This is a genomic window from Methylobacterium sp. D54C, from assembly GCF_053345595.1.
Genome location: NZ_JBKFAK010000010.1, coordinates 142,743 through 156,618, shown reverse-complemented (window position 1 = coordinate 156,618; position 13,876 = coordinate 142,743). Strand labels below are relative to the sequence as shown.

10 protein-coding genes are annotated in these 13,876 nt (G+C 73.3%); 5 read left to right on the top strand and 5 right to left on the bottom strand.

The features are described 5' to 3' along the window. Positions 1-51: 51 nt before the first annotated feature. Together ACLBYB_RS19940 and ACLBYB_RS19935 are read right to left on the bottom strand one after the other, a co-directional pair. Entirely contained in the window at positions 52-486 is a 435-nt protein-coding gene (locus ACLBYB_RS19940) for a GlcG/HbpS family heme-binding protein (protein ID WP_012321309.1), read from the bottom strand. Positions 487-602: 116 nt separating this feature from the next. Then, positions 603-3,908 (bottom strand): DEAD/DEAH box helicase, encoded by a 3,306-nt coding sequence (locus ACLBYB_RS19935; protein WP_447699763.1) that lies wholly within the window; start codon positions 3,906-3,908, stop codon positions 603-605. Positions 3,909-4,229: 321 nt separating this feature from the next. Here ACLBYB_RS19935 and ACLBYB_RS19930 point away from each other — a divergent pair, with 321 nt between their 5' ends. Both ACLBYB_RS19930 and ACLBYB_RS19925 read left to right on the top strand, forming a co-directional pair. After that, on the top strand, positions 4,230-7,088 hold the full coding sequence (locus ACLBYB_RS19930; protein ID WP_447699762.1) for a PAS domain-containing protein: 2,859 nt from the start codon (positions 4,230-4,232) through the stop codon (positions 7,086-7,088). 100 nt (positions 7,089-7,188) lie between these two features. Further along, positions 7,189-7,494, top strand: a complete 306-nt coding sequence (locus ACLBYB_RS19925; RefSeq protein ID WP_056533754.1) for a hypothetical protein — start codon at positions 7,189-7,191, stop codon at positions 7,492-7,494. Between the two features lie 171 nt (positions 7,495-7,665). On the opposite strand, the gene ACLBYB_RS19920 is transcribed toward ACLBYB_RS19925, so the two are convergent. Then, positions 7,666-8,745, bottom strand: a complete 1,080-nt coding sequence (locus ACLBYB_RS19920; protein WP_447699761.1) for a DUF2891 domain-containing protein — start codon at positions 8,743-8,745, stop codon at positions 7,666-7,668. A gap of 159 nt (positions 8,746-8,904) precedes the next feature. Between ACLBYB_RS19920 and ACLBYB_RS19915 the strand changes: the two genes are divergently transcribed. After that, positions 8,905-9,690, top strand: coding sequence for a CDP-diacylglycerol diphosphatase (locus ACLBYB_RS19915; protein ID WP_447699760.1), 786 nt, complete (start codon positions 8,905-8,907; stop codon positions 9,688-9,690). A gap of 10 nt (positions 9,691-9,700) precedes the next feature. Here the strand turns inward: ACLBYB_RS19915 and ACLBYB_RS19910 are convergent, their stop codons facing one another. Next, on the bottom strand, positions 9,701-10,228 hold the full coding sequence (locus tag ACLBYB_RS19910) for an AAA family ATPase (protein ID WP_091927008.1): 528 nt from the start codon (positions 10,226-10,228) through the stop codon (positions 9,701-9,703). After that, entirely contained in the window at positions 10,225-11,127 is a 903-nt protein-coding gene (locus ACLBYB_RS19905; protein ID WP_091927007.1) for a LysR family transcriptional regulator, read from the bottom strand. Before ACLBYB_RS19905 ends, ACLBYB_RS19910 begins: the two co-directional genes overlap by 4 nt. A gap of 170 nt (positions 11,128-11,297) precedes the next feature. On the opposite strand from ACLBYB_RS19905, the gene ACLBYB_RS19900 reads away from it, so the two are divergent. Next, the gene (locus tag ACLBYB_RS19900) at positions 11,298-12,830 is read left to right on the top strand and encodes an ABC transporter substrate-binding protein (protein WP_056533748.1); all 1,533 of its coding nucleotides are present in this window, start codon (positions 11,298-11,300) and stop codon (positions 12,828-12,830) included. A 119-nt stretch (positions 12,831-12,949) separates the two neighbouring features. After that, on the top strand, positions 12,950-13,867 hold the full coding sequence (locus ACLBYB_RS19895; RefSeq protein WP_042669601.1) for an ABC transporter permease: 918 nt from the start codon (positions 12,950-12,952) through the stop codon (positions 13,865-13,867). Positions 13,868-13,876 lie beyond the last annotated feature (9 nt).

The following is a 13,876-nucleotide window of genomic DNA, read 5'->3' as shown; positions in this document are numbered from 1 at the left end:
AGGCCCTGGGAAGAGCTCCCGGGAAGAGCTCCCGGGAAGAGCCCCGGCCGCTCAGGTCCGCCAGGGATGGGCCGGCAGCTCGGTCCGGCCGATGGCCTTGGCGCCGGCCTCCGCGACGGTGTGGTCGTTCTCGACCGTCGAGCCGCTGACCCCGATGGCGCCCGACATGACGCCGTCGGCGTCGACGATCGGGATCCCGCCCGGGAAGGTGATCAGCCCGTCGTTGGAGTGCTCGATCCCGTAGAGCGGTCCGCCAGGCTGCGACAGCTGGCCGATCTGGCCGGTCATCATGCCGAAGAACACCGAGGTCTTGGCCTTCTTGTGGGCGATGTCGATCGACCCGACCCAGGCATCATCCATGCGGTGGAACGCCTTGAGGTTCCCGCCGGAATCGACCACCGCGATGCACATCTGGGTGCCGAGCTCCACGGCCTTGGCGCGGGCGGCCGCGATCGCCTTCTCGGCCTGCTCGATCGTCACGTGCATGGGTCACTCCCCTTCGCGTTGTTGGCGCGACAGCCTGTGACGGTTTGAAGCGGTCGATGCAAGATCGACCGCAGATCGGCATCCATCACGCTCGACTGGCGCGCTCGGGCCTTCGCTCAGGCCTCACGTTCCCGGGCGGCGCGGATCCGCTCCAGGAGGTCGGTCGCGAGCGCCGCGCAGGCGGCGGCATCCGGGCAGGGCCGCTTCCACACCACCCGCCCGTCGCGCAGCGCGATCCCCGCCTCGGCGGCCATCGCGGTCAGCGGCCGGTCGGGCCGCAGGTCGGCCGCGACGCCCTGCGGCCCGCCCCGGAGCCGGGCGACGCCCAGCGCGCAGCAGGACGCGCGCAGCCGCGCGAGGTCGAACAGCGCGAGCACTGGCGCGGGGGCCGCGCCGAAGCGGTCCTCGACCTCGCCGGCGAGCGCCTCGATCGCCTCGGGCTCGCGGAGGCGCAGCAGGCGCGTGTAGAGGCTGAGGCGGATCTCGGGCTCCGGAACGTAGTCCTCGGGGATCCGGCTCGGCAGGCCGAGCTCGATCTCGGGGCTCCAGTCCTCGGCGCGCTCACCCTTGGCGGCGGTGAGCGCCAGCTGCAGCAGGTGCTGATAGAGGCCGAGCCCGACGAGCTTGGCGTGCCCCGCCTGATCCTCGCCGACGAGGTCGCCGGCGCCGCGCAGGTCGAGGTCCCGGGCGCTGACCGCGAAGCCGGCGCCGAGGCGGTCGAGGGCCTCCAGGGCGCGCAGGCGCTGCAGCGCCGCCGCCGGCGGGGGCGCGGCCGGGTCGCTGAGCAGGTGGACGGTGCCGCGGCGCTGGCCGCGGCCGACGCGGCCCCGGAGCTGGTGGAGCTGTGCCAGCCCGAACCGGGCGGCCTCCCAGACCAGCATGGTGTTGGCCCGCGGCACGTCGAGGCCGCTCTCAACGATGGCGGTGGCGAGCAGGACGTCGCCGTCGCCCTCCGCGAACCGGACCATGACCTCGTCCATGGCGGAGGGCTTCAAGTCCCCGTGCGCCACCAGGATGTCGAGGCCCGGCACGAGGGCGCGCAGGCGCTCGGCCATGGGGCCGATATCCTCGATCCGCGGGCAGACCACGAAGCTCTGGCCGCCCCGGCGGTGCTCGCGGACGAGGGCCTCGCGGACCGCCTCGGCGTCGAAGGGCGCCACCACGGTCCGGACCGGCTGGCGCAGAGCCGGCGGCGTGGCGAGCACGCTGAGACTCTGGAGGCCGACGAGGGCCGCCTGGAGGGTGCGGGGGATCGGCGTCGCGGTGAGCGTCAGCACGTGGCCGCCATCCGCGAGGCGGCGCAGGTCGGCCTTCATCTTCGCGCCGAAGCGCTGCTCCTCGTCGATCACGGTCAGGCCGAGATCCGCGAACGCCACCCCGCTGCCGGCGAGCGCGTGGGTGCCGACCACCAGCCGGATCGAGCCGTCGGCGAGCCCCGCCCTGACGCGCCTGGCCTCGGCCGGCGCCACGAGGCGCGAGAGCTGCGCCACCTCGACGCCGAACCGGCCGAAGCGGCGGCGCAGCGTCTCGGCGTGCTGGCGCGCCAGCACGGTGGTGGGGGCGATCAGCGCCGCCTGCCGGCCGGAGAAGATCGCCGCCGCGAGCGCCCGGAGCGCCACCTCGGTCTTGCCGAAGCCGACATCGCCGCAGACCAGGCGGTCCATCGGCCGGCCGGAGGCGAGGTCGGCCATCAGCGCGTCGACCGCCGCCCCCTGGTCGGGGGTCGGGGCGAAGCCGAAGCCGGCGGCGAACCGCTCCATCTCGCGGGCCGGCGGCGCCAGGACCGGCGCCTCGGTCTCCCGGCGGGCCCGGGCGGCCTCCAGCATCAGGCGGGCGGTCCGCGCCATGGTGGCCTCGGCCTCCAGGCGGCGCCGCGGCCACGTGCCGCCGTCGAGCTTGTCCAGGGTGACGGCGTCGGGCTCCGACCCGTAGCGCCAGATCCGGTCGGCCTGCGTGACCGGCACCATCAGGATCGCGTCGCCGGCGAAGCGCAGGCGCAGGGCCTCGGAGGGCTCCCCGTCCTGCGCGGCACCCGGCGCGGAGACCGGCTCCAGCCCCTCGAACACGCACAGGCCGTGGTCCCGGTCGACCGCCACGTCGCCGGGGCGCAGGTCGACCTCGCCCATCGGCAGGATCGCACGGGCGGCCCCGGTCACGGCGGCCTCCGGGCCGAACAGGTCGGCAGCCGCGATCACGGTGGCGCCCTGCTCGGGCACCCGGAAGCCGGCCGCCAGCGGGGCCTCCAGGGCGAGGACGTCGCCGGGCGCCGCCTCGGCGACGTCGGCCCAGGCGTCGATCAGGCGGATCGGGCGCTCGGCGATCTTGCCCGCCTGGCGCACGAGGCGTCGGAGCGGCCGGACCGAGCCGGCGAGCACGACGACGTCGCCGGCCTTCAGACGGGCGCGCAGGACCTTGGCGAAGGCCGTGCCGGGCCGGCGCTCCCCGGCGAAGCGCGGCATGGCGCGGGGTTCGCCGGCCGCCTCGGTGGCGGCGAGCCGGCCGCGATCCGCCACGACGGCGCGCCACGCCTCCGGCGTCAGGTAGAGGCCGGTGCCGGGCCCCGCCGGCGCGTCGCGGGTCTTCAGCCGGCCCCGGGCCTCGTCCATCTGCTCGAAGAAGGCGTCGATCCGGGCCTGCGTGCCGTCCTCGACCGCGAGGCGCGCCTCGGGCACGTAGTCGAGGAGCGTGACGAGGCGCGGGTAGTAGCGGTCCAGGCGGTGCTCCTGGCCGGTGAACGGCTCGAAGCTCTGGCCGGAGCCGGGCTCCAGGACGATCTCGGTGGCCGGGTCGATGACGAGTTCGTCGGCCTCCGCCACCGAGCGCTGCGAGATCGGGTCGTAGGAGCGGATCGCGGTGACGCGGCCCGCAGCGTGCTCGATCCGGCAGGGAAGCGGCGCGGCGGCGGGGAACACCTCCACGGTGCGCCCGCGGACGGCGATCTCGCCGGGCTCGTCGACCCGCTCGTCGAGGATGTAGCCGAGGCGCTTGAGGTCGGCGGTCGCGGCCGCGACATCGAGGGGATCGCCGACCCGGAGCGTCACGCGGGCCGAGGCCCAGGTTTCCGGCGGCGGCACGCGCTGCACGAGGGCGGGGGCGGTCGTCAGCACGAAGTCCGGCAGCGCGTCCCGGTCGGTCAGCCAGCGCATCACGGCGGCCCGGGCGCCCATCGTGGCCCGCGACGGCGAGGCGTGATCGAAGGGCAGGCAGTCCCACTCGGGATAGACCGCGACCCGCGCGTCGGGATCGAGCGCCCGCAGGGTCGCGGCGAGGTCCTCGAGGCGGCGGGCGTCCCGGGCGACGTGCACCACCGGCCCGGGCCCCTCGGCGAAGGCCAGGAGCGCCACCGCCAGGGCGCCGGTGGGCATCAGCGGCGCGTCCTCCAGCCCCTGTCGGGCGCCCGCCTTCGTCCTGCGCTTGGCCATGCCTGATCCGAACCCATCCCTCGTGAGCCGGCAACGCCGCACCGGCCCCGCGGGCTCCCGGCCGCGGCGATCCGATCCACAGCCGCCGCGCGGGGCCCGCCCGAGCTCTTCGCGGGGCCCGCGACGGGCGAGGCAGGAAGAGATCCCGGCGGGCGCCCGAAGCCCGGTCGGCCGGACCAGCAAGACTTGAACGGCGCGCGTGAAATCGCACCCCCACCGATGATCCGGCGGGACTGTCTAGTCTTGAACGATCGCGGAATGCTTGCCCTGGTCCCGCCGCCGGACGCGCGATGCAGAGTTTCACTAGGGAGAAGCGAAAGCTTGAGCTATGACGGCTCCGTGTCGCCGAACGAGACAGTATCCCGACCGTCGGGTTTCGAGCCCCAGCATCCCCAGCGGCTCGCCGCCCTGCGCGCCTACGCGATCCTCGACACGCCGCCCGAGCGCGCGTTCGACGAGATCGCCGAGATGGCCGCCCAGGCCTGCGGCACGCCGATGGCCCACATCAACTTCATCGACGCCGACCGGCAGTGGATCAAGGCCGCGTTCGGCCACGCCGCGCGGACGATGGCGCTCGACCTCGGGTTCTGCACCGAGGCCATGGGCGCGGATGGCATCCACGTGCTGCCCGACCTGGCCGCGGAGCCGGAGAGCGCCGCCAACCTGCTCGTGACCGGCGCGCCGCACCTGCGCTTCTACGCCGGCGTGCCCCTGGTGACGCCGGACGGCTGGGCTATCGGGACGCTCTGCGTCCTCGACCGCGTCCCGCGCACGCTGACCGACCAGCAGCGCTTCATCCTGAAGGCGCTCGCCCGGACGGTGATGACGCAGCTGGAATCCCGGAACGCCGAGGCGGCCCTGCGCCGGAACGAGGAGCGCTACCGCTCGCTCTTCGAGTTCATCGATGCCGGCTTCTGCCTCATCGAGGTGGACTTCGCCGGCGGCGACCGGGCGGTGGATTACCGCTTCCTGGAGGTCAACCCCGCTTTCGAGCGGCAGACCGGCCTGCGGGACGCGGTGGGCCGCCGCATGCGGGACCTCGCCCCGGACCACGAGCAGCACTGGTTCGACGTCTACGGCCGGGTCGCCCTGACGGGCGAGCCGGTCCGGTTCGAGCAGGCCGCCGCGGCGCTGGGCCGATGGTACGACGTGCACGCCTACCGGGTCGACGGGCCGGCGCGGAACCGCGTCGCGATCCTGTTCAACGATATCACCGAGCGCCGCCGGAGCGAGATCGCCCTCCGGGCCCGCGAGGCGGAGCTCCGGCTGGTCGCGGACGCGATGCCCGTCCTGATCGCCTTCATCGACCGCGACCTGACCTACCGGTTCGCGAACGCCGCCTACGAGACCTGGACCGGCCAGGCGCCCGAAGCCGTCGTCGGGCAGAGCGTCGGCGACCTCCTCGGCCCCGGCGCGTTCGAGGCGCGGCGCGCCGGCATCGAGCGGGCGCTGGCCGGCCAGGAGGTCCGCGAAGAGTGGGCCTGGACGTTCCCGGACGGGCGGGCCCGGATCGCCGACACCCGCTACCTCCCGCGCCGCGGTCCGGACGGACGCGTCGATGGGTTCTACGTCTTCGCCCACGACGTCTCCGAGCGGAAGCGGAACGAGGTCCTGCTCCGGTCCCGGGCGGAGCACCTGGAGGCGCAGGTCGCCGCCCAGACCCGCGACCGCGACCGGGTCTGGACGCTGTCGCCGGTGCTGAAGCTCGTCGCGGACCGGGACGGGCGGGTCCAGTCGGTGAACCCGTCCTGGAGCCGGGCGCTCGGCTGGTCGGAGGCCGACACCCTGGGCCGGGCCGCCCTCGACTTCGTGGCGGCCCCCGAGCGGGCGGCCGCGCAGGCGGCGCTGCGGCCCCTCTGCGCGGAGACCCGCGTCGAGGATGTCGAACTGGCCTGCCTGACCCGCGCCGGCGACCGGCGGCGGGTGCTCTGGACCGTCGTTCCGGAGGACGGGCTGTTCTACGGCTTCGGGCGCGACATCACCGAGCAGCGCCAGGCCGAGGAGGCGCTGCGCCAGTCGCAGAAGCTCGAGGCCATCGGCCAGCTCACCGGCGGGGTGGCGCACGACTTCAACAACCTCCTGACCATCATCCGGTCGTCCGTGGAGTTCCTGCGCCGGCCGGACCTGGCCGAGACGCGCCGGCGCCGCTACCTCGACGCCGTCTCCGACACCGTCGACCGGGCGGCCAGGCTCACCGGCCAGCTCCTCGCCTTCGCCCGGCGCCAAGCGCTGAAACCCCAGGTGTTCGACATCGGCGCGCGCCTGCGCAGCATCGCCGACATGCTCGATTCGGTCACCGGCGCGCGCATCCGCGTGGCCATCGACCTGCCGGCGACGCCCCGCTACGTGCGCGCCGACCAGAGCCAGTTCGAGACCGCGCTGATCAACATGGCGGTCAACGCCCGCGACGCCATGGACGGGGAAGGCAGCCTGACCCTGCGGCTGGAGGGCGACAGCCCGATGCCGCCGATCCGCGGGCATGCCGGCGCGAAGGGACCGTTCGTGGCCGTGCGGGTCTCCGATACCGGCGCCGGCATCCCGGACGCAGATCTGGGACGGATCTTCGAGCCGTTCTTCACCACCAAGGAGGTCGGCAAGGGCACCGGCCTCGGCCTCAGCCAGGTCATCGGCTTCGCCAAGCAGTCGGGCGGCGACATCGACGTGGCGAGCGCGCTCGGCCGCGGCACGACCTTCTCGCTCTACCTGCCGCAGGTCGCCGCGCCCGCCGCGGCGTCCGAGGCCGACCGCGAGGCCCGCCCCGAGGCGGAGCCGCGGCGGGGCCTGTGCATCCTCGTCGTGGAGGACAATCTCGGGGTCGGGCGCTTCTGCACCCAGATCCTGGAGGATCTGGGCCACGCGCCGGTCTGGGCGAAATCCGCCGAGGAGGCGCTGGCCGAACTCGACCGGGCTCCGGACCGGTTCGACGCGGTCTTCTCCGACGTGGTCATGCCGGGGATGGGCGGCTTCGCCCTCGCCCGGCAGCTCCGGACCCGCCGCCCCGACCTGCCGGTGGTGCTGACCTCGGGCTACAGCCACGTCCTGGCCGAGGACGACGCCCACGGTTTCGCCCTCCTGCGCAAGCCCTACTCGGCCGAGCAGCTCGCCCAGGTCCTCTCCGAGGCGGCGCAGCGGGGCGGGCAGCCGGACGCCCGCGTACGGCCGGACCCCGCCTCCGATTAACAGTCTTCGCCAGAATTCATCGGCGCATCATCCGGAAATCTTCCCGCAGACGGGCTCCGGATGTAGTCTATCCCCATCCACCATCGGGGCCTCGACCGCCATGCCGCTGACCGGACGTTTCTGGTTCCGCCGGACCTGGACTGGCAAGCTGGTCCTGCTCGTCGAGGAGGAGCGCGGGCGCTGGTTCCGGCGCCGCCTCGGCCGCACCTTGCGCTGGCGCGACGCGCGGCTCCTCGATCTGGCCGAGGGGCCCCTGCGGGGGCTCATGACGCTGGAGCGGACCTACCGCGCCGAGTTCGGCCCCGGCGAGCCGCGCCGCCCCGCCGGCCTCACGGCGGTCCCGGGCGGGCTGGCCCTGCCGCGCGGCGGGCCGGAGCCAGGAACAAGGCCGTCCCTGTCGGGTTGACGGCAGGCAAGACAGCGACGGCGTCGCTGTCTTGCAGCCCCTCGTGGGCGTTTCCTCCCTAGACTTCCGGACCGTTCTCCTGAGGGCGGTCCTTTTTTTGTTGTCGTCGGTCAGTCGCCGGGCAGTCGTCGACATGGCCCGCGACGGACAGCTCTCAAGAATCTCTCAGATTTACTTCCCGCCGTCCTGGGCCTCGCCCAGAGCAACGGTCCCGGCACCGGTCTCGGCACCGGCCTCGAGGGCCAGCAGCGCGAAGGTCGCGAGCCAGTGCTCGCCCATGTAGTCGCCGGTGACGTGCGGGAGCCCGGCCGCGAGGTGCGCCTCCGCGGCCGCGCGGAGCGGCGGCCGGCGGGGATCGTCCGGGCCGAGGGACGCGGCGAGCGCGCGGAAGCACCACGCGCGGCTGAGGTTCAGCCCGTCGAGATGGGCGATCTTCCCGTCGGAGCGGTCGGTCACGCCCGCGGGGCGGAACAGGGTCGCGGGCCGGGACGTCGCGAGACCGGGCAGGAACCGGTCGAACCAGGGCGCGAAGCGGGCGGGCGGCAGCAGCCGGCGCATGCACTCCGCCTCGATCAGCGCCGAGGAGAGGAAGTCGTCGCCGCCGGGCTCGCCCCAGGCCGGGCAATCCGCATCCTCCCCGTACCAGCCGACGGCGGTGTCGTGCAGCAGAGTGGTCAGCCCGGCATCCCCCGCGCCCTCCGCGTAATCGGCCGCCAGGCGCAGCGCGAAGGCGGTGTTGAAATGGGTCCCGACCCGCACCGGGTAGGACGCCACCGGCAGGAACTCCGCGAAGCGCCGGACGATCACCGCGGCCAGCGGCGCCAGGGCCTCGGACCAGCGGCGCTCGGGGAGCGCGGCGAGCGCGTCGGCGAGCTTCAGCAGCCAGCCCCAGCCGTAGGGCCGCTCGAAGCCCCGGGCGGTCGGGGCGGCGAAGTAGGCGCATTCCCCCGCCACCGTCGCGGGAGTCAGCTGCGCGTCGAGCCGGGCGCGGATCGCCGGGGCCTGCGGGCCGTCCGGGAACAGCCGCAGCACCCGCGCCAGCAGCCACGTACCGTGGACGCAGGAATGCCAGTCGTAGCTGCCGTGAAAGGCCGGGTGCAGGGCCGCGGGGGTGCGGGCATCCGCCGGCCCGGCCAGGACGTGCCCCGGCTTGTTCGGATATTCGCGGCCGACATGGCCGAGGGCGACGGCGGCGAAACGCGCGGCGATGTCGGGGGTGAGCGTGGGAGTGGGCGTGGGAGTGGGCGTCATCGCGGCATTCCGGCGGGCGTTCTGCGGGGACTCGGCGACCGCCGGCATAGCGGGTTTCCCGGCACGGCGTCAGGGCTCGCGGATCCTTTGCCGGCACGGCCCCGGATCGGCTATCGCGGTGAGGCCGGGCCGGACGCGCCGGCCTCACCGGGAGCCCCCATGCGCCGCGCGCCGCCCGCCGCCCTCCTCGTCGCGGCCCTCTCGGCCGTCGCGGCCCTGGCGGCCGCCGCGGCACCGGCCGCCGCCGCGCCGGACCCGAGCCGCGACGTGCTGTGGGCCGCCCTGAAGACCTGCGTCCTCGCCAAGCGGCTCGCCAACCGGACCTTCCCGTGCCTGTCGGTCGATCTCGGGGACGGTGACCGTCCCGGCTCGGCGGTCCTGCGCGCGCCCGGCGAGCCGACCCACAGCGTCGTCATGCCCACCGACACCGTGCCGGGCCTGGAGGCGCCGGTCCTGCGGGGACCGCGCGGTGCCGCCTACTGGCGGGCGGCCCTGGCGGCGCGGCCGCTCGTGTCGGACGTGCTGAAGGGGAAGCTCACCCCCGCGGAGGTCGGGCTCGCGGTCAACTCGGCCCGGGGCCGCAGCCAGGACCAGCTCCACATCCACCTCGACTGCCTGAAGCCGAGCGTGCTCAAGGCCGTCCGGGCGCACGGCCGGCAGGTGCGCCACACCTGGAGCCGCTTCCCGGTGCCGCTGGCCGGCGACCGGTACTACGCCCTGCGCGTGCCGGAGGCGGAGGCCGCGCAGTTCAACCCGTTCGCGGCCCTGCACACCCTGCCGGGCGCCCGGCCGGACCTGCACCGGACGAGCTTCGCGGCGCTCGCCACGCCCCCGGGCGATCCCGAGCCGGGCTACATCCTGCTGGCCTACCGGGCGCCGAGCGCCAGCGCCGAGGACGTGATGGACCACAGCTGCACCGTCGCTGCGTCCCGCGGCGGCGCTTGAGCGGGCCCGGTCACCGGCTCAGTCCCTCCGCGCGGTAGAAGCCGGCCAGGCCGGCCCCCGCGGCGAGCCGGATCTTGGGCAGGGCGACGCGGTCGAACAGGGCCGCGTCGCGCGCCCGGTTCCCGCGCTCGGTGACGGCGATGTGGCAGATCATCGCCCATTTCACGCTGTCCCGGCCGCCGTCGAGGGCGCCGAGCCGGTCGCGCACGAACCACGACCGGCGCAGGTAGCGGATCAGGCCGGTGGCGGTCGGGACGTCGAGGAGGATCACGCCCGTCGCCCGCTCCAGACGCTGCGGCAGGCACCGGGCATAGGTGCCGTCCATGACCCAGCGCGGCTCGCGGATCGCCGCGTCGTGCAGGGCCTGGAACTCCGCGAAGGGCCGCGGATCCCAGTCGGTGCCCGGCTGGTGGTACAGCCGGTCGAGGTGGACCGGCGGCAGGCCGCGCGCCCGCGCGATGGCGACCGCCAGGGTGGACTTACCGCTGTTCGACGGCCCCAGGATGCAGAGCCGCGGGCCGAGCGCGTCGAGGGTCACGGCGAGCGCGGGGGTGGCAGCGCGTCGAGCAGCTGGCGCAGGAATGCCCGCACCGCCTTCGGCAGCCGCCGGTCGCGCATCGCCTGGATCTTCACGCTCCGGGCGAGGCTCGTCCGGGACTGGATCGGCAGGCTGACAAGCTCGTTGAGCCGCAGGGGCGTCTGCACCGACAGCGCCGACATCAGGGCGATGCCGCGGGAGCGCCGCACGAAGGGCAGCAGCGCCGAGAGCGTGTTGGAGGTCAGCACCGGCTCCACCGCGATGCCCTCGTGCGCGCAGGCGGCGTCGAAGACCTGCCTCAGGGTCGTGTCCCGGGTCGGCAGGGCGACGGGATACTCCAGCAGGTCGACGAGGCGCAGGGCCGGCGCCCGCGCGAGGGGATGGTCGGGCGCGGCCAGCGCCAGCATGTCGACCTGCCCGTCGTAGAGCACCTCGACCTGCGCGGTGGGTGTCAGCGCGAAGGTGATCCCGAGATCGGCATCCCCCACCGACACCGTCTGGGTGACCTGGGCCGGGGGCTGGACCGTGACCTCGAAGCGGATGCCGGGATGGGCCGCGTGAAAGGCCGCGATCGCGTTCGGCACGATGTCGAGGGAGAAGCCCTCCGAGCAGGCGACCCGGATCAGCCCGCGGGCGAGCCCTTCCAGCTCCCGGATCTCGGTGACCACCTGCTCGGAGCGGATCAGCACCTGATGGGCGTGCTGCGCCAGCAGCTCACCGGCCGGGCTCGGCACCATGCCGCGCGGGCGGCGCTCGAACAGCACGCAGTCGAGCTCGGCCTCCAGGTTGGCGATCTGCCGGCTGATCGCCGAGGCCGCGACGTTGAGCTGGGACGAGGCGGCTGCGATCGACCCGGTGCGGGCCACGGCCAGGAAGTAGCGCAGGCCCGTACTCTGCATTATCGTGCTCGGTGCGCTGTATGGTGCCGTGCACATTGCCGATACGGCAACGCAGCACTCGCTAAATTCTACTTGTTGCGATCCCAGATGCACAACACCATGGCAGGGTGAAAAACGCGGCAGCCGCGGAACCGTCCGCCGGGCCTGTCCGCCGCGCCGTCGGAGCCTGCATGCCGCTACGGACCCTCACCCGAGCCGCCACCTTGGCCGCCTCGTTCGCGACCCTGATCGCTGCCCACCCGGCGCTGGCCGGCAAGGCCAACGACACATTGGTCTACGCGTCGGACAGCGAGCCCGAGAACGTCAGCCCGTACCACAACAGCGCCCGCGAGGGCGTGATCCTGGCCCGGAACTGCTGGGACACGCTGCTGTACCGGGATCCCAAGGACGGCACCTACAAGCCGTTCCTGGCGACCGCTTGGAAATGGGCGGACGACACGACCCTCGACCTCACGATCCGCGAGGGCGTGGTCTTCCACAACGGCGACCCGCTCGGGCCGGAGGACGTGGCCTTCACGTTCAACTACGTGCTGACCCCCGAAGCGCGCACGGTCACCCGCCAGAACGTCGACTGGATGAAGTCGGTGGAGGTGACCGGCCCGCACAGCGTGCGCATCCACCTGAAGGCCCCGTTCCCGGCGGCGCTGGAATACCTCGCCGGCCCGACCCCGATCTTCCCGGCCAACTACTTCAAGAAGGTCGGCCTCGACGGTTTCGCCAAGGCGCCGGTCGGCAGCGGCCCGTACCGGATCACCAAGGTCGACAGCGGCCGCGGCGTCTCCATGGAGCGGTTCGACAAGTACTGGGCCGAGAGCCCTCTGGGTAAGCCGAAGATCGGCAAGCTGCAGTTCCGCGTCATCCCGGACGGCGAGAGCCGGATGGCCGAGCTGATGACCGGCGGCGTCGACTGGATCTGGCGGGTGCCGAGCGACCAAGCCGAGCAGTTGCGCGCCGCGCCCAACATCACGGTCCTCAATTCCGAGACGATGCGGGTCGGGTTCCTGCAGTTCGACACGCTGGGCCGGGCGAAGGAGAACTCGCCGCTCAAGGACGTGCGCGTCCGGCAAGCGATCTCCTACGCCATCGACCGCAAGGCGATGGTCGACAACCTCGTGCGCGGCGCCTCGCGGGTGATGAACGCGCTGTGCTTCGTCGACCAGTTCGGCTGCACCGACCAGGGGGTGATGCGCTACCCCTACGACCCCGCCAAGGCCAAGGCGCTGCTCAAGGAAGCCGGCTACCCGAACGGGTTCGAGATCGACCTCGGCGCCTATCGCGAGCGCGACTACGCCGAGGCGGTGATCGGCTATCTCGGCGCCGTCGGCATCAAGGCGCGGCTCAACTACCTGCGCTACGCGGCGTTCCGCGACGCGCTGCGGGCCGGCAAGACCTCGATCGGCTACCAGACCTGGGGGTCGTTCTCGGTGCTCGACGTCTCGGCCTTCGACGGGGTGTATTTCCGCGGCGGCGAGGAGGACCTGACCAAGGATCCGCAGGTGATCGCCGACCTGCAGGAGGGCGACAGCTCCATGGATCCCGAGAAGCGCAAGGCCGCCTACGCTAAGGCGCTCCAGCGGATCGCCGCGCAGGCCTACGCCCTGCCGATGTTCTCCTACTCGACCAACTACGCCTTCACGTCGGACCTCAACTTCACCGCCCAGCCCGACGAGGTGGCGCGCTTCTACGCGGCGTCGTGGAAGTGACGGCGGTGGCCGTAGCGCGCCGCGCCCCCTCTCCCGTGCGGGAGAGGGCACCCGCGATCCGGCCGGGTTCCGAAGGCGGCAGCCGATCCGGTCCGCATCGCCGAAAGGGAGCCTGAGCCATGCTGGCCTTCACGTTCCGGCGCGTGCTGGTCGCCCTGGCGGTGGCCTTCACGGTCTCGGTGGCGAGCTTCCTGCTCCTCCACCTCTCGGGCGACCTCGCCACGGCCATCGCCGGCCCAGAGGCCACCGGGCCGCAGATCGCCCAGATCCGCCAGGATTACGGCCTGGACCAGCCGCTGCTGACCCAGTTCCTCACCTGGGGCTGGCGGGCGCTGCACCTCGACTTCGGCAACTCCTTCTATTTCCGTGAGAGCGTGATCGACCTGCTGGCCGCCCGCCTGCCGATCACCCTCTATCTCGGCATCATCGCGCTGGCCGTGGCGCTGTTCGTGGCGATCCCGCTCGGCGTCGTCGCCGCGGTGAAGCGGGACACGTGGATCGACCGGACGGCGCTCGCCGTCTCGGTGCTCGGCCAGGCGATGCCGAGCTTCTGGTTCGGCCTGACGCTGATCCTGATCTTCTCCGTCAACCTCCGCTGGCTGCCGGTCTCGGGCAACGCCACGTGGAAGAACTTCGTCCTGCCCGCGGTGGCGCTCGGCTACTACGCGATGCCCGCCGTGATGCGGCTCACCCGCAACGGCATGCTGGAGGTGCTGGCCTCCGACTACGTCCGCACAGCCCGCGCCAAGGGGCTGCCGCCCCGGAAGATCCTGGTGCGGCACGCGCTCCGCAACGCCGTGATCCCGGTGATCGCCCTGTCAGCGGTGCAGTTCGGCTTCATGCTCGGCGGCTCGATCGTGATCGAGGCGGTGTTCTCGCTCCAGGGCCTCGGGCAGCTCGCCTGGGAATCCATCGCCCGCAACGACTTCCCCGTCGTCCAGGCGATCGTGCTGGTTCTGGCCATGATCTACATCGGCCTGACGCTGGCGGCCGACCTCCTGAACGCCTTCCTCGACCCGCGCCTGCGCCAGTCGTGAGGATCCGCC